Source organism: Streptomyces sp. NK15101 (assembly GCF_020400725.1).
GTDB lineage: Bacteria > Actinomycetota > Actinomycetes > Streptomycetales > Streptomycetaceae > Streptomyces.
In genome coordinates this window covers 14,742-30,293 of the sequence record NZ_JAINVG010000060.1, presented here as the reverse complement: position 1 = coordinate 30,293, position 15,552 = coordinate 14,742, and the positions used below count along the sequence as shown (strand labels likewise).

Annotated in this window: 12 protein-coding genes; 7 read left to right on the top strand and 5 right to left on the bottom strand. The window is 71.2% G+C overall.

Annotated elements, in window-relative coordinates; translation table 11 throughout:
• Positions 1 to 25: 25 nt before the first annotated feature.
• From K7G60_RS27025 to dusB, 3 genes are all read right to left on the bottom strand, one after another.
• Complete coding sequence (locus tag K7G60_RS27025) at positions 26 to 1,060, bottom strand: helix-turn-helix domain-containing protein (protein ID WP_225803560.1); 1,035 nt, start codon at positions 1,058 to 1,060, stop codon at positions 26 to 28.
• Positions 1,061 to 1,549: 489 nt separating this feature from the next.
• Positions 1,550 to 4,261, bottom strand: coding sequence for a pyruvate, phosphate dikinase (gene ppdK, locus K7G60_RS27020; protein ID WP_225803559.1), 2,712 nt, complete (start codon positions 4,259 to 4,261; stop codon positions 1,550 to 1,552).
• Positions 4,262 to 4,618: 357 nt separating this feature from the next.
• Entirely contained in the window at positions 4,619 to 5,755 is a 1,137-nt protein-coding gene (dusB, locus tag K7G60_RS27015) for a tRNA dihydrouridine synthase DusB (protein WP_225803558.1), read from the bottom strand.
• Between the two features lie 52 nt (positions 5,756 to 5,807).
• Between dusB and K7G60_RS27010 the strand changes: the two genes are divergently transcribed.
• The gene (locus tag K7G60_RS27010) at positions 5,808 to 7,268 is read left to right on the top strand and encodes an MFS transporter (protein ID WP_225803557.1); all 1,461 of its coding nucleotides are present in this window, start codon (positions 5,808 to 5,810) and stop codon (positions 7,266 to 7,268) included.
• Here the strand turns inward: K7G60_RS27010 and K7G60_RS27005 are convergent.
• Positions 7,244 to 8,140, bottom strand: coding sequence for a helix-turn-helix domain-containing protein (locus tag K7G60_RS27005; RefSeq protein WP_225803556.1), 897 nt, complete (start codon positions 8,138 to 8,140; stop codon positions 7,244 to 7,246). The two genes, K7G60_RS27010 and K7G60_RS27005, sit on opposite strands and share 25 nt — an antisense overlap.
• Before the next feature lie 101 nt (positions 8,141 to 8,241).
• On the opposite strand from K7G60_RS27005, the gene K7G60_RS27000 reads away from it, so the two are divergent.
• From K7G60_RS27000 to K7G60_RS26985, 4 genes are all read left to right on the top strand, one after another.
• Positions 8,242 to 9,681 carry an MFS transporter gene (locus K7G60_RS27000; RefSeq protein ID WP_225803555.1) on the top strand — a complete coding sequence of 480 codons (1,440 nt, stop codon included), beginning with the start codon at positions 8,242 to 8,244 and terminating at the stop codon, positions 9,679 to 9,681.
• 65 nt (positions 9,682 to 9,746) lie between these two features.
• Positions 9,747 to 10,787 carry an aldo/keto reductase gene (locus K7G60_RS26995; RefSeq protein WP_225803554.1) on the top strand — a complete coding sequence of 347 codons (1,041 nt, stop codon included), beginning with the start codon at positions 9,747 to 9,749 and terminating at the stop codon, positions 10,785 to 10,787.
• 17 nt (positions 10,788 to 10,804) lie between these two features.
• On the top strand, positions 10,805 to 11,395 hold the full coding sequence (locus K7G60_RS26990; protein ID WP_225803553.1) for a TetR family transcriptional regulator: 591 nt from the start codon (positions 10,805 to 10,807) through the stop codon (positions 11,393 to 11,395).
• Between the two features lie 113 nt (positions 11,396 to 11,508).
• Positions 11,509 to 12,198, top strand: a complete 690-nt coding sequence (locus tag K7G60_RS26985; RefSeq protein WP_225803552.1) for a VC0807 family protein — start codon at positions 11,509 to 11,511, stop codon at positions 12,196 to 12,198.
• A gap of 66 nt (positions 12,199 to 12,264) precedes the next feature.
• Here the strand turns inward: K7G60_RS26985 and K7G60_RS26980 are convergent, their stop codons facing one another.
• Positions 12,265 to 13,644, bottom strand: coding sequence for a glycine--tRNA ligase (locus K7G60_RS26980; RefSeq protein ID WP_225803551.1), 1,380 nt, complete (start codon positions 13,642 to 13,644; stop codon positions 12,265 to 12,267).
• A gap of 154 nt (positions 13,645 to 13,798) precedes the next feature.
• On the opposite strand from K7G60_RS26980, the gene K7G60_RS26975 reads away from it, so the two are divergent.
• Positions 13,799 to 14,764: a metal ABC transporter substrate-binding protein gene (locus tag K7G60_RS26975; RefSeq protein WP_225803550.1), complete on the top strand. Its 966-nt coding sequence runs from the start codon at positions 13,799 to 13,801 to the stop codon at positions 14,762 to 14,764.
• Positions 14,765 to 14,787: 23 nt separating this feature from the next.
• A complete protein-coding gene (locus tag K7G60_RS26970; RefSeq protein WP_225803549.1) occupies positions 14,788 to 15,552 on the top strand; it encodes a metal ABC transporter ATP-binding protein in 765 nt (254 codons plus the stop codon).

Below are 15,552 nucleotides of genomic sequence, written 5' to 3'. Positions count from 1 at the left end.
CGGGCCCCGCGCGCTCCGCGCGTAGCTATGACGTGACCTGCCCGTTCCGCGCGTAACCGCCCGGGTGGCAGCGCAGGTCCACCGGCCGCTGGGCGCCGCCGAGGAGGGCGGCGCCCAGCGGCGTCAGCGTGTGCAGGACCGCGTTGCCGTGGCGGAGGGTCGCGATGAGCCCGGCCTCGCGCAGCACGCCCGCGTGCTGGCTGGCCGAGGCCAGCGACACCCCGGCCCTGCGGGCCAGCTCGCTGGTCGTCCCGCCGTCCCCGATGGCGTGCAGGACGGCCGAGCGGGTCTGGCCGACCAGCTTGGCCAGCGAGGAGCCGCCCGGCGCGCGGACGGTCGGCGCCTCGCCGTGCGTCACGGGGTAGACGAGGACCGGCGGCAGCGCGGGGTCGCGCAGCACCACCGGGGTCCCCCGGCAGAAGAACGAGGGCTGGAGGAGCAGCCCGCGCCCGTCGAGGTGGACGTCCCGGTCGACCGGGTAGTCCGCCTCCAGGACGGGCGCGCGCCAGCGCAGCATCGGCGGCAGCGAGGCGAGCAGCTCCTCGGCGCCGCCGTCCAGGAGGGCCCTGCCGCGGCGGGCCCGGTCGGCCTCGACGCGGGCCCGGATGTGCGGCCAGTACGGTTCGATCGCGGCCCGGTGGTAGCTCCGCAGGGCCCCCACGAGCCGGTCGAAGGGCTCCGCGCCGCCGTCGGCGAGGGCGCGCAGCGAATGGGGCACGGTCCGGCCGCCGGAACGGTCGGCGGCGAGCAGCGAGAGTTCGCCGCGCAGCCGGCCCGGTTCGGTGGCGCGGATCGCCTGGAGGCCCTCGTCGAGCCCGTGGACGCCTTCGGCGGGCGTCAGGAAGTCGGGAAAATAGCCGCGGCTGGGAACGAGCGCGGCGAGGAGCCGGGTCTCGCCGCCGAGCCGCATCCGGGCGTCCGAGCGCCATTCCCCGTAGACGACGGAGCCGCGCCGGTCTCTTAAACGGTGAAAGCTCAGAATCGTTTCCCACAGAACGTCCGGCCGGGCGGCCGTCCGCACTCCCGCCAAGTCGTCTCCGGTGAAATGAATCCGCAGCATGAACGTCCCCACCTGTGCACTCGCAACCACCCCCGACGACGAGTATGCACAGCATCACTGCACGTTACCAGGGTGTTTCAGCCACAGTTGAAAGGCATCGCGGCAATCAGGGGGGAACCGAAAAGCTGTACGGGTCGGGCAGGAAACCTTCAGGACCGAGGTGACGTGGTGAAGACCGTGGGGGGCTTTGCCCGTCCGGCGGCGGTCGGCGAGGTTGTGGCTCACCTGCCCGGCATCGGTAAAGGGCGCGGCCTCCGGGTGGGGATCCGGGGGTCGCGCCCGCTCCGTTCTTTGCGCTGAAGAATCCGGAAGTTCAATCGCCAATAATCCAATCGGCCGTAATTGAACATTGACTCACACCAGCTCGACAAGCAGACAAACAACGGGACGGACACCTCCGCACAAAGGTGTCCGTCCCGCCTCTTTTGTGAATCCGGAGCCGCCGCCCGTCGGTGAGGGTGAGAGAGACCGACGGCGGCCCCGGTGGACTCAGCGGCTGTCGCTGCCCTTGGCCCCGGACGCGGCCCGGCCGGCCTCCAGGCGCGCCACCGGGATCCGGAAGGGCGAGCAGGAGACGTAGTCGAGGCCGACCTCGTGGAAGAAGTGCACCGACTCCGGGTCACCGCCGTGCTCGCCGCAGACACCGAGCTTGATGTCGGGGCGGGTGGCCCGGCCGGCCTGGACGGCGCTGCGCACCAGGGAGCCGACGCCGTCCTTGTCGATGGTCTCGAAGGGGCTGACGCCGAAGATGCCCTTCTCCAGGTACGCGGTGAAGAACGAGGCCTCCACGTCGTCGCGGGAGAAGCCCCAGACCGTCTGCGTCAGGTCGTTGGTGCCGAAGGAGAAGAACTCCGCGGCCTCGGCGATCTGACCGGCGGTCACGGCGGCGCGCGGCAGCTCGATCATGGTGCCGAGCGCGAGCTTCAGCTCGACGCCGGTCTGCGCCTGGACCTCGGCGATGACCTGCTCGGCCTCCTCGCGGACGATCTCCAGCTCCTGGACGGTGCCGACGAGCGGGATCATGATCTCGGCGCGCGGGTCGCCCTTGGCCTCGATGCGGTGGGCCGCGGCCTCCGCGATCGCCCGGACCTGCATGGTGAACAGGCCGGGGATGACCAGGCCGAGGCGGACGCCGCGCAGACCCAGCATCGGGTTCTGCTCGTGCAGCCGGTGCACGGCCTGGAGCAGGCGCAGGTCGTTCTCGTGCGGCTCCTTGCGGGACTCGGCGAGGGCGACGCGCACCGAGAGCTCGGTGATGTCGGGCAGGAACTCGTGCAGCGGCGGGTCGAGCAGGCGGACCGTGACGGGCAGCCCGTCCATGGCCTCGAAGAGCTCGATGAAGTCCTGCTTCTGCAGCGGGAGCAGCGCCTTCAGCGACTCCTCGCGCTCGGCGTCCGTGTCGGCGAGGATGAGCCGCTCGACGTACTGGCGGCGCTCGCCGAGGAACATGTGCTCGGTGCGGCACAGGCCGATGCCCTGGGCGCCGAAGCGGCGGGCGCGCGAGGCGTCCTCGGCGTTGTCGGCGTTGGCGCGGACGCGCAGGCGGCGGACGCGGTCGGCGTAGGCCATGATCCGGTGGACGGCGGCGACGAGCTCGTCGGCGTCGTCGGCGCCGGCGTGCATGCGGCCCTCGAAGTACTCGACGACCGGGGACGGCACGACGGGTACCTCACCGAGGTAGACCTTGCCGGTGGAGCCGTCGATGGAGACGACGTCGCCCTCCTCGACGACCTGGCCGTCGGCCGTGGTCATCCGGCGGCGCTTGGTGTCGACCTCGAGCTCCTCGGCGCCGCAGACACAGGTCTTGCCCATGCCGCGGGCGACGACGGCGGCGTGCGAGGTCTTGCCGCCGCGGGAGGTGAGGATGCCCTCGGCGGCGATCATGCCGTCCAGGTCGTCCGGGTTGGTCTCGCGGCGGATCAGGATGACCTTCTCGCCGGAGCGGGACCACTTGACGGCCGTGTACGAGTCGAAGACGGCCTTGCCGACGGCGGCGCCCGGGGAGGCGGCGATGCCGCGCCCGATCTGCTCGACCTTGGCGTTCTCGTCGAACTTGGGGAACATCAGCTGGGCGAGCTGGGCGCCGGTGACGCGCTGGAGCGCCTCGGCCTCGTCGATCAGGCCCTGGTCCACGAGCTGCGTGGCGATGCGGAAGGCGGCACCGGCGGTGCGCTTGCCGACGCGGGTCTGGAGCATCCAGAGCTGGCCGCGCTCGATGGTGAACTCGATGTCGCAGAGATCCTTGTAGTGGGTCTCCAGCGTCTCCATGATCTGCATGAGCTGGTCGTACGACTTCTTGTCGATCGACTCGAGGTCGGCCAGCGGCACGGTGTTGCGGATGCCGGCGACGACGTCCTCGCCCTGCGCGTTCTGCAGGTAGTCGCCGTAGACGCCCTGGTGGCCGGAGGCGGGGTCGCGGGTGAAGGCGACGCCGGTGCCGGAGTCCGGGCCGAGGTTGCCGAAGACCATGGAGCAGACGTTGACGGCGGTGCCGAGGTCGCCCGGGATGCGCTCCTGGCGGCGGTACAGCTTGGCGCGGTCCGTGTTCCAGGAGTTGAAGACGGCCTCGATGGCGAGGTCCATCTGCTCGCGCGGGTCCTGCGGGAAGTCGCGGCCGGTCTGGGCCTTCACGATCTTCTTGAAGTGCTTGACGACCTTCTTGAGGTCGGCGGCGTCCAGGTCGGTGTCGCTGGCGACCTTCTTCGCGGCCTTGGCCTCGTCGAGGGCCTCCTCGAAGAGCTCGCCGTCGACGCCGAGGACGGTCTTGCCGAACATCTGGATCAGGCGGCGGTACGAGTCCCACGCGAAGCGGTCGTTGTCGGCCTGGCGGGCGAGGCCGTTCACGGACTCGTCGGAGAGGCCGATGTTGAGGACGGTGTCCATCATGCCCGGCATGGAGAACTTCGCGCCCGAGCGGACGGAGACGAGCAGCGGGTCGTCGGCCTGGCCGAGCTTCTTGCCCATCTTCTGCTCGAGGGCGTCGAGGTGGGCGGTCACCTCGTCGCGGAGCTCGACCGGCTCCGAGCCGCTCTCGAGGTAGACTTTGCACGCCTCGGTGGTGATCGTGAAGCCCGGAGGCACCGGCAGGCCGAGGTTGGTCATCTCGGCGAGGTTGGCGCCCTTGCCACCGAGCAGGTCCTTCAGGTCCCTGTTGCCCTCGGTGAAGTCGTACACGAACTTCTGATCAATGTTTCCCGACACGGGTCTCGACTCCTCGACGACTCGGTTGGCTGCCCTGACGGCGAGGAACATACCCAGATCGAAGGCTTCTAGGGAGGTACGCCTGCCGGTCACGCGGTCTTAACCACCCATCCGCCACCACTTCGAAAGTTACCGATGCGAAGTATCCGGTTTCACGCCCCGAAGGCCGGTTGACCCAAATCAGGGAAAGGCCGCTCTTCTGAGCGCCCAATCGAGCATTTGCGTTCAACTCTTGAACGCAAAAGGGGTGGCACTCGGTGCCACCCCTTCAGGCTCCACAATCGCCCCCTATGTGCTCATCTGAGCGCAACACCCCTCAAGGGTGGCGAGGATCACTCCTCCGGAAGGGGCCGAATCTCAGCCGCCGGACGTGTCCAGCTCGGCGTCCTCGCTCACTCCGGCGCAGTCGTACGGGTCCTTCAGCCAGCCATCCGGCAGGACAACCCGGTTGTTTCCGGACGTACGGCCCCGGGGGCCGTCCGCACCCACCGGCCACGGCTGGTCCAGTTCGAGCTCGCTCAACTGAGCGCGCAGCTCGTCCAGGGAAGAGGTGATCGCGAGCTTCTTGCGCATCTCGGAGCCGACCGCGAAGCCCTTCAGGTACCAGGCCACGTGCTTGCGGAAGTCGATGACACCGCGTGCCTCGTCGCCGAGCCACTCGCCCAGCAGCCGCGCGTGCCGCACCATCGCGTCCGCGACCTCCCGCAGCCCCGGCTGCGCGTAGTCCCCGGTTCCCTCGAAGCCCGCCACCAGGTCCCCGAAGAGCCAGGGGCGGCCCAGGCAGCCGCGGCCCACGACGACGCCGTCGCAGCCCGTCTCGCGCATCATCCGCAGGGCGTCGTCGGCGGACCAGATGTCGCCGTTGCCGAGCACCGGGATCTCCGGCACGTGCTCCTTGAGCCGCGCGATGGCGTCCCAGTCGGCCGTGCCGCCGTAGTGCTGCGCCGCCGTCCGCCCGTGCAGGGCGATCGCCGTGACGCCCTCCTCGACCGCGATCCGGCCGGCGTCGAGGTAGGTGATGTGGTCGTCGTCGATGCCCTTCCGCATCTTCATCGTGACCGGCAGGTCGCCCGCGTTGGACACGGCCTCGTGGAGGATCGCCCGCAGCAGCGGCCGCTTGTAGGGCAGGGCCGAGCCGCCGCCCTTCCGCGTCACCTTGGGGACCGGGCAGCCGAAGTTCAGGTCGATGTGGTCGGCCAGGTCCTCGTCGACGATCATCCGCACGGCCTTGCCGACCGTCACGGGATCGACCCCGTACAGCTGGATCGAGCGCGGCTTCTCCGTCTCGTCGAAGCGGATGAGCTGCATCGTCTTCTCGTTGCGCTCGACCAGGGCGCGCGTCGTGATCATCTCGCTCACGAACAGCCCCTTGCCGCCCGAATACTCGCGGCAGAGGGTGCGGAAGGGAGCGTTGGTGATGCCGGCCATCGGGGCGAGCACCACCGGGGGCTGCACGATGTGCGGGCCGATGGCGAGAGGAGTGAACGCGGTCATTCGGCCATTGTCCCGCACTGCGGAGTTTCTTAGACAGCCATACGATCCGCACATGCCCGAGCTCACACGCGGTCGCCGTCTCGTCGTCCTCGCGATCTGCTGCATGAGCCTGCTGATCGTCAGCCTGGACAACACCGCCCTCAACGTCGCCCTGCCCGCGATGCGGCGCGATCTCGGCGCCACCGTCGCCGGCATGCAGTGGACGATCGACGCCTACACCCTGGTCCTCGCCTCCCTGCTGATGCTCGCGGGCTCCACCGCCGACCGGATCGGCCGCCGCAAGGTCTTCGTCACCGGCCTGGCCGTCTTCGCGCTCGGCTCGCTGCTCTGCTCCCTCGCGCCGAACCTGGAGGCCCTCGTCGCCTTCCGGGCGGTCCAGGCCGTGGGCGGCTCGATGCTGAACCCGGTGGCCATGTCGATCATCACCAACACGTTCACGGATCCGGCGGCACGCGCGCGTGCCATCGGGGTCTGGGGCGGGGTCGTCGGCGTCTCCATGGCCGCCGGGCCGCTGGTGGGCGGCGTGCTCGTCCAGTCGGTCGGCTGGCGGGCGATCTTCTGGGTGAACCTGCCGGTCGCCCTCGTCGCCCTCCTCCTGACCCTGCGGTACGTCCCCGAGTCCCGCGCGCCCCGGCCCCGCCGCCCCGACCCCGTCGGGCAGGTCCTGGTGACGGCGCTCCTCGGTTCGCTCACGTACGCGATCATCGAGACCGACCCGCTCTTCGCCGGGATCGCGGCCGTCGCGCTCGCCGGTCTCCTCGTCCACGAGCCCCGGCGCCGCGAGCCCCTGATCGACCTGCGGTTCTTCCGCAGCGCGCCGTTCAGCGGGGCCACCGTGATCGCGGTCTGCGCCTTCGCCTCGCTCGGCGGCTTCCTCTTCCTGAACACGCTGTACCTCCAGGACGTGCGCGGGCTCTCCCCGCTGTCCGCCGGACTCTGGATGCTGCCGATGGCCGGCATGACCTTCGTCTTCGCCCCGCTGTCGGGGCGCCTCACGGCGGCGCGCGGGCCTCGCCCCTCGCTGCTGCTGGCGGGGACGGCGATGGCGGCCGGGCCGCTGCTCTTCGCGGCCTTCGCGGCCGAGACGAGCGACGTGCTGCTCTTCACCGGATACGTGGTCTTCGGCATCGGCTTCGGCCTGGTGAACGCCCCGATCACGAACACCGCCGTCTCCGGGATGCCCCGTGCGCAGGCCGGGGTGGCGGCGGCGGTGGCCTCGACGAGCCGCCAGGTCGGGCAGACGCTGGGGGTCGCGGTGATCGGCACGGTCCTGGCCGCCGGGGTCGGCGCGACGCCGCAGGCGGACGCGTTCGTGGCGGCGGCCCGCCCCGGCTACTGGATCATCACGGGCTGCGGGCTCGCCGTCCTGGCGGTCGGGGCGCTGACCAGCGGGGAGTGGGCGCGGCGCACGGCGGAGCGGACGGCCCGGTGCCTGGCGCCGCAGGAGGAGGTCCGGCCGGAGGGCGGACCGCACGCGGAGGGCGGCCCTCAGGCCGCCGTCAGGGCGCCCTGAGCCTCCCGCTCCCGGACCACCAGGTCGAGCAGGCGGGCGATGCCGGCCTGGGTGGCGTCGTCCACGGGGACGTAGGTGACGAGGTGGGTCCCGGCGTTCGGGCCGAGCCAGAGGTTGGTGTGCTCGAAGCTGAGGAGCCCGACGCGGGCGTTGCGGATGACCTTCACGCGGCCGCCGGGGGCGACCACCTCGTGCCGGGCCCAGATCTCCCGGAACTCGGGCGAGGCCTCTTCGAGGCGCCGGACGAGCTCCTTCCAGGCGGGTTCGGCCAGGTGCTCGGCCATGGCGGCGCGGAGCTTCCCGGCGAGCATGCGCGTGACCTCGGGCAGGTCGGTGACCGAGGCCCGGAAGTCCTCGTTCGTGAAGGCCAGCCAGAGGGAGTTGCGGTCCTCCCGGGGCAGCGCGTCGAGGTCGCAGAAGAGCTGCCCGAAGGTGCGGTTGTGGGCGAGGAAGTCGTAGCGGCTGTTCTGGATGGCGGCGGGCACGGGCTCCAGCTGGTCGAGCAGCCGGCGCAGGGTGGGCGTGACGGTGGGGCAGGGCGCCTCGGGATGCGGGTCGGCGGCCCCGGCGAGGGCGAAGAGGTGGCTGCGCTCGGTCGGGTCGAGCAGCAGGGCTCCGGCGAGGGCGTCCAGGACCTGCGGGGAGACCTGGATGTCGCGGGCCTGTTCGAGCCAGGTGTACCAGGTGACGCCGACGGCGGAGAGGTGGGCGACCTCCTCGCGGCGCAGGCCGGGGGTGCGGCGGCGCCGGCCCCGGGGCAGGCCGACCTGCTCGGGGGTGATGCGCTCGCGCCGGCTGCGCAGGAAGGCGGCCAGTTCATGGCGCCGTACGTCGGTCTCGCTCGCGGGTCCGCTCATCGCCATGACGGTCATGTCTCCAGGGTGCCGGGGCGGTCAGCCGGTTTCCAGGTAGTGCTTGTACCAGGATAAAGACACTCTGGTACCAGGCTGAGCGGAGGCGGAGGCTCGGTCGCGTGACTACCTCCGCTTCCGTCCGCACCGCGGCCCCGGCCGGCCGCCAGGCGCCGCCCGCGGCGCTCGGCCCCCTCGGCCTGTTCACCGTCCTCCTCGGCGCCGCGCTCCCCCTCGTCGACTTCTTCATCGTCAACGTCGCCCTGCCGTCCATCGACCACGACCTGGCCGCGGGGCCGGCGCTCCTGGAGCTGGTCGTCGCCGGGTACGGCCTGGCGTACTCGGTGCTGCTCGTCCTCGGCGGGCGCCTCGGCGACCTCTTCGGCCGCCGGCGCCTCTTCCTCGCCGGCATGGCCGCCTTCGGAGCGACCTCGCTCGCCTGCGGGCTCGCGCCGGACTCCTGGACCCTGGTCGCGGCGCGGGTGGCGCAGGGCGCGGCGGCGGCGCTGATGCTGCCGCAGGTGCTCGCGACCATCCACTCCTCGACGGAGGGGCCGCGCCGGGCGCGGGCGCTGAGCCTGTACGGGGCGACGGCCGGTCTCGCGATGGCGGGCGGCCAGATCCTGGGCGGGGTGCTCGTGACCGCGGACATCGCGGGCTCCGGCTGGCGCGCGGTGTTCCTGGTCAACGTGCCGGTGGCGGTGGCCGGCCTGTTCCTCGCCCTCCGCACCGTGCCGGAGACCCGGTCGGACCGCCCGGCTCCGGTGGACGTGCCGGGCACGCTGCTCCTGGCGCTGGCGCTGCTCGCCCTGCTCGCGCCGCTGACGGAGGGCCGGGCGGCGGGCTGGCCGCTGTGGACCTGGGTGTCGCTCGCGCTGTTCCCGTTCGCGGCGGGGGCCTTCTGGTGGGTGGAGCGGCGGGCGGCCCGCCGGGGCGCCGTGCCGCTGGTCCCGCCGAGCCTGCTCGCCCTGGTGCCGCTGCGGCGCGGACTGTTGGTGGTGCTGCCGCTCTCGCTGGGCTTCAGCGGCTTCATGTTCGTGGTCGCGGTGGCGCTCCAGCAGGGCCTGGGGACGGGCGCGGTGGCCTCGGGCATGGCGCTCGTGCCGATGGCGCTCGCGTTCTTCGGCGCCTCGCTGGCGGGGCCGCGGCTGGTACGGCGCTGGGGCACCCGGGTCGTGCCGGTGGGGGCCGTGCTGCAGGGGCTCGGCGTGGCCGCCATCGCGTGGTCGGTGGGGCACGACTGGCAGGGGCTGTCCGTGTGGGACCTGGTGCCGGGGATGGCGGTGGCGGGTCTCGGTCAGGGGCTGCAGCTGCCGGTGCTGTTCCGGGTGGTGCTGTCCGAGGTGCCGTCGGAGCGGGCGGGCGTGGGCAGCGGGGTGATGGTGACCACGCAGCAGTCGGCGCTGACGCTGGGCGTGGCGACGCTGGGTTCGCTCTTCCTCTCGCTGGCCTCCTCGCCCGCGGAGATGGGAGCGGCGCTGAGGACGACGCTCCTGGTCCAGCTGGGTGTGGTGGCGCTGACGCTGCTGCTGGGCCTGCGCCTTCCCCGTGCGGTGAAGTGAGCGGCGGAGTGGGAGATGGAGTGACAGATATTGAAATCTGTCATCGCTCATGCCATGGTTGTTCCATGACCACGACACCGAAGACCTCCGTCCCCACCCGCCCGCTCGGCACCACCGGCCCCGCCGTCTCCGCGCTCGGCCTCGGCTGCATGGGCATGTCCGCGCTGTACGGCGAGAGCGACCGCGCCGAGTCGATCGCGACGATCCACGCCGCCCTGGACGCCGGGATCACCCTGCTCGACACGGGCGACTTCTACGGCATGGGCCACAACGAGCTGCTCATCAACGAGGCGCTGCGGACGGCGCCCGCCGCCGCCCGCGAGCAGGCGCTGACCAGCGTGAAGTTCGGCGCCCTGCGCACGGTCGAGGGCGGCTTCACCGGGTACGACGGCCGCCCGGCCGCCGTGAAGAACTTCGCGGCGTACTCGCTGCAGCGCCTCGGCACCGACCACATCGACGTCTACCGGATCGCCCGCGTCGACCCGGAGGTCCCGATCGAGGAGACCGTCGGCGCCATCGCCGAGCTGGTCGAGGCGGGGCACGTCCGGCACATCGGCCTCTCCGAGGTCGGCGCGGACACCCTCCGCCGGGCGGCGGCCGTCGCCCCGATCGCGGACCTCCAGATCGAGTACAGCCTGATCTCCCGCTCCATCGAGGAGAAGATCCTCCCGACCGCCCGCGAGCTGGGCATCGGCGTCACGGCGTACGGAGTCCTCTCCCGGGGGCTGATCAGCGGCCACTTCACCCGGGACCGGGAGCTCGGCCCCGGTGACTTCCGCGGGATGTCCCCGCGCTTCCAGGGCGAGAACCTCGGCCGGAACCTGGACCTGGTGGACCGGCTGCGCGCGGTCGCCGAGGCCAAGGGCGTCACGGTCGCGCAGATCGCGATCGCCTGGGTACTGGCCCAAGGACCTCGTCACGGCGCCGACATCGTGCCCCTGGTCGGCGCCCGCCGCCGGGACCGCCTCACGGAGGCGCTCGGCGCCCTGGACGTCACGCTCGAAGCCGCCGACCTGGCCGCGATCGAGGAGGCCGTTCCGGCGGGCGCGGCGGCCGGCGAGCGCTACCCGGCGGCCCAGATGGCCCACCTGGACAGCGAGCGCTGACGGGTAATGTCATTTCCATGGCCGCCACCGAGACCCTGACCGCAGAGCGCATCCTCGAAGCCACCGAGGAGGTGCTGCGGCGCTACGGCCCGGGGAAGGCGACCGTCGTCGACGTGGCCCGGGTCCTCGGCGTCAGCCACGGCAGCGTCTACCGCCACTTCCGCACGAAGGCGGCGCTGCGCGAGGCGGTCACCGAGCGGTGGCTGGAGCGGACGATCACGGCCCTCGGGCCGCACGTCGAGGCCGGGGGTCCGGCGGACGAGCGGCTGACCGACTGGCTCACGGCCCTGTTCTCGCTCAAGCGCAAGAAGGCGGGCGGCGATCCGGAGCTGATGGCCACCTTCCAGGTGCTGATCGGCGAGAACAGCGCGGTCGTCGACCGGCACGAGGAGCACCTGGTCGGACAGATCGCGCGCATCCTGGAGGACGGTCACCGCGAGGGCGTGTTCGCGGCCCCGGAGCGGGACTTCACGGCCACGGCGCGCGCGGTCTTCCACGCCACGGACCGCTTCCACAACCCGGCGCACGCGGCCGACTGGTCGGCTCCGGACGTCGAGGAGGCGTTCACGGCGGTCGTGTCCCTGGTGCAGCGGGCACTGCGCGCCTGAAGAACCTCCCGCCTTGAAGATCATTTGGCGTGGAGTTTCCCCTTCCCTGTCCGGTACATGACTAGCGTTCCCCCGCACCGCGACCGCGAGACCGTGAAAAACCAGGGGGAACCATGTCCACACCCGCCAAGCCGGCCCGGTCGGGCGGGGCCTCCGCGATCGGCTGGGTCCTCACCATCGGCCTCAACGTCGTCGCGCCGATCGTCACGTACGACACGCTGACGGAGGGCCACGGCTGGTCCGAGTTCTCCGCCCTGCTCCTCAGCAGCGCGTGGCCGGTCCTCGACACCGCGATCATGGCCGCCTGGCGCCGCAAGATCGACGAGTTCGCCGTGGTCACCCTGGTCTTCCTGGTGATCACGGCCGTGGTGTCGCTGGTCGGCGCCCACACCGCCCGCGCGCTCCTGGTCAAGGACTCGTCGGTCACGGGCCTGTTCGGCCTGCTCTGCCTGGGGACGCTGCTCGCCCCGCGCCCGCTGATGTTCTACTTCGGCCGCAAGTTCGCGACCGACGGCACCCCGGAGAGCACGGCCTGGTGGAACGGCATGTGGCAGTTCGAGGGCTTCCGCTCCACCATGCGCACGATGACGCTGGTGTGGGGCGTGGCGTACGTGGCGGAGGCGCTGGTCCGCATCGTCCTCGCGTACGCGCTGCCGACCAGGACCATGGTCACGCTCAGCCCGCTCATGATCTACGGCGTCCTCGGTGCCCTCGGCGCCTGGACGGCCTGGTTCGGGAAGCGCCGCGCGGCGGAGGGGGCCCGACGCCGGGCCGAGACCGAAGCGGCGGCCGCGACGGCCTGACGCCGACGGGAAAGCCCCCGGTTCCGAGAGACGGAACCGGGGGCTTCCCCGTGTGTGCGATCGGATTCAGCAGCCCAGCAGACGGCTGCCCAGGTAGCCCTGGATCTGGTCGAGGGAGACGCGCTCCTGCTTCATGGTGTCGCGCTCGCGCACGGTCACCGCGTTGTCGTCGAGGGTGTCGAAGTCGACGGTGACGCAGAACGGGGTGCCGATCTCGTCCTGACGGCGGTAGCGGCGGCCGATGGCGCCGGCGTCGTCGAACTCGATGTTCCAGTTCTGGCGCAGATCCGCCGCGAGGCCCTTGGCCTTCGGGGAGAGCTGCGCGTTGCGGGAGAGCGGGAGGACCGCGACCTTGACCGGGGCCAGGCGGTGGTCGAGGCGCAGCACCGTGCGCTTCTCCATGACGCCCTTGGCGTTCGGGGCCTCGTCCTCGATGTACGCGTCGAGCAGGAAGGCCAGCATCGCGCGGCCGACACCGGCGGCGGGCTCGATGACGTACGGCGTGTAGCGCTCGTTGGACTCCTGGTCCAGGTACGTGAGGTTGGCGCCGGAGGCCTTGGAGTGGGCGCTCAGGTCGTAGTCGGTGCGGTTGGCGACGCCCTCGAGCTCGCCCCACTCGCTGCCGCCGAACTGGAAGCGGTACTCGATGTCGGCGGTGCGCTTCGAGTAGTGGGAGAGCTTCTCCTGCGGGTGCTCGTACCAGCGCATGTTCTCCTCACGGAGACCCAGACCGGTGTACCAGTTCCAGCGCTGCTCCATCCAGTACTCCTGCCACTGCTCGTCCTCGCCCGGCTTGACGAAGAACTCCATCTCCATCTGCTCGAACTCGCGCGTGCGGAAGATGAAGTTGCCCGGAGTGATCTCGTTCCGGAAGGACTTGCCCATCTGCGCGATGCCGAACGGGGGCTTCTTGCGCGAGGTGGTCTGCACCTGGGCGAAGTTGGTGAAGATGCCCTGGGCCGTCTCGGGACGCAGGTACGCGACGGAGCCGGTGTCCTGGGTGGGGCCGAGGTGCGTGGAGAGCAGGCCGGAGAACTGCTTGGGCTCGGTGAAGGTGCCCTTGTTGCCGCAGTTCGGGCAGTTGAGGTCGGTGAGGCTCTCGGGGAGACGGCCGTGCTTCTCCTCGTACGCCTCCTCCAGGTGGTCGGCGCGGAAGCGCTTGTGGCAGGAGGTGCACTCGGTCAGCGGGTCGGTGAAGGTCGCGACGTGACCGGACGCCTCCCACACCTCGGTGGCCAGGATGACGGACGAGTCGATGCCGACGACGTCCTCGCGCGCGGTGACCATGTAACGCCACCACTGGCGCTTCAGGTTCTCCTTCAGCTCGACACCCAGCGGTCCGTAGTCCCAGGCGGCACGCTGGCCGCCGTAGATCTCGCTGCACGGGTAGACGAAGCCACGGCGCTTGCTCAGGCTGACGATGGTGTCGATCTTGTCGGCGGCCACGGTGCTCTCTTCATTACGACGACGAAGTGCGAATGCCACAGGTTACCGGCGCCCGCGGCCCCTGAATCAAATCGGTTCCGCCCCGGGCCCCGGTGGCCGGGAGCACACCGAAGGCAATTGACAACCGTTTCCAGTTTTGTTGAAAATGAGTGTCATGAACGTACGCCGTCTGATACCCACCACCGCCCTCGCCGGAGCCGTCGCGCTCGGCGTCGTCTCCCTCTCCGCCTGCTCCGGCACCTCCGACGCCGCGGACAAGGGGAGTGACGGCAAGCTGGACGTGGTCGCGTCGTTCTACCCCGTGCAGTACCTGGCCGAGCAGATAGGCGGCGGCCACGTCGCCGTGAACACGCTCACCAAGCCCGGCGTCGAACCCCACGACCTGGAGCTCAAGCCCAAGCAGATCGGCGAGCTCGGCGAGGCCGACGTCATCCTCTACCTCAAGGGCATCCAGCCCGCCGTCGACGAGGCCATCGCCCAGGCCGGCGTGAAGAACACCGTCGACGCCGGCACCCTCACCGAGCTGGAGGAGCACGGCACCGAGGTCGGCCACGACCACGGCTCCGAGGAAGGGCACGAGACCCACGAGGGCGAGGCCGGCGCCGACCCCCACATCTGGCTCGACCCCGTGAAGTACGCCGAGGTCGCCAAGGGCGTCGGCAGCGCCCTGGAGAAGGCGGACCCGGACCACGCCGCCGACTACCGGAAGAACACCGAAGCCCTGGTGAAGAAGCTCGGCGACCTGGACACCGAGTTCGAGACGGGCCTGAAGAACACCGCCACCAAGACCTTCATCACCACCCACTCCGCCTTCGGCTACCTCGCCGAGCGGTACGGCCTGGAGCAGGAGGGCATCTCCGGCCTCGACCCCGAGTCCGAGCCGAGCCCCGCCCGCATCAAGGAACTCCAGGACATCGCGGAGCACGACAAGGTCTCCACCGTCTTCTTCGAGACCCTCGCGAGCGACAAGACCGCGAAGACCCTCGCCGGCGACACCGGTCTGAAGACCGACGTGCTCGACCCGCTGGAGGGAATCACGGAGCAGTCCAAGGGCGATGACTACATCGAGGTCATGCAGTCCAACCTCGCCGCGCTGAAGAAGGCCCTCGGCGCCAAGTGACCACAGCACAGCAGGAGGCACTCGTGAGCGACGAGCCCGTCATTTCCGTCCGCGGAGCCACGGCGACCCTCGGCGCCCGCCCCGTCCTCCGGGGCGTCGACCTCACCGTCCACCGCGGCGAGGTCGTCGCCCTGCTCGGCGCCAACGGCTCCGGCAAGTCCACCGCCGTCCGCGCGGTCATCGGCCAGGTGCCGCTGACCGGCGGCACGATCGAGCTGTTCGGCACCGAGCGGAAGCGGTTCCGCGACTGGGCCCGTGTCGGCTACGTGCCGCAGCGCACCACCGCGTCCGCCGGGGTGCCGGCCACCGTCCGCGAGGTCGTCGCCTCCGGCCGCCTCGCCCGCCGCCGGTTCGGCCTGCCGACCAAGGCCGACAAGGCCGCCGTCCACCGGGCGATGGAGCTGGTCGGTCTCGCCGACCGCGCCGGGGACTCCGTCTCCGCGCTCTCCGGCGGCCAGCACCAGCGGGTCCTGATCGCCCGCGCGCTCGCCTCCGAGCCCGAACTCCTGATCATGGACGAGCCGATGGCGGGCGTCGACCTCGGCAGCCAGGAGATCCTCGCCGCGACCCTGCGCGAGCAGGTCGCCGGCGGCACCTCGGTGCTCCTCGTCCTGCACGAGCTGGGCCCCCTGGAGCCGCTGATCGACCGCGCGGTCGTCCTGCGCGACGGCTGCGTCGTCCACGACGGCCCGCCGCCCGAGGCCCTCGGCCAGCACGCGCTGCCCGGCCACGACCACGTTCATCCGCACGCGGCCGGCGAGCCGCTCCGCACGGGACTGCTGACCTGA

Excerpts from the sequence above, each read along its gene's own strand:
- K7G60_RS26990 (WP_225803553.1), top strand. The coding sequence starts at position 10,805 with ATGGCCGCCACCGAGACCCTGACCGCAGAGCGCATCCTCGAAGCCACC.
- K7G60_RS26975 (WP_225803550.1), top strand. The coding sequence starts at position 13,799 with ATGAACGTACGCCGTCTGATACCCACCACCGCCCTCGCCGGAGCCGTC.
- dusB (WP_225803558.1), bottom strand. The coding sequence starts at position 5,755 with ATGACCGCGTTCACTCCTCTCGCCATCGGCCCGCACATCGTGCAGCCC.
- K7G60_RS27005 (WP_225803556.1), bottom strand. The coding sequence starts at position 8,140 with ATGACCGTCATGGCGATGAGCGGACCCGCGAGCGAGACCGACGTACGG.
- K7G60_RS27010 (WP_225803557.1), top strand. The coding sequence starts at position 5,808 with ATGCCCGAGCTCACACGCGGTCGCCGTCTCGTCGTCCTCGCGATCTGC.
- K7G60_RS26995 (WP_225803554.1), top strand. The coding sequence starts at position 9,747 with ATGACCACGACACCGAAGACCTCCGTCCCCACCCGCCCGCTCGGCACC.
- K7G60_RS26985 (WP_225803552.1), top strand. The coding sequence starts at position 11,509 with ATGTCCACACCCGCCAAGCCGGCCCGGTCGGGCGGGGCCTCCGCGATC.
- K7G60_RS27025 (WP_225803560.1), bottom strand. The coding sequence starts at position 1,060 with ATGCTGCGGATTCATTTCACCGGAGACGACTTGGCGGGAGTGCGGACG.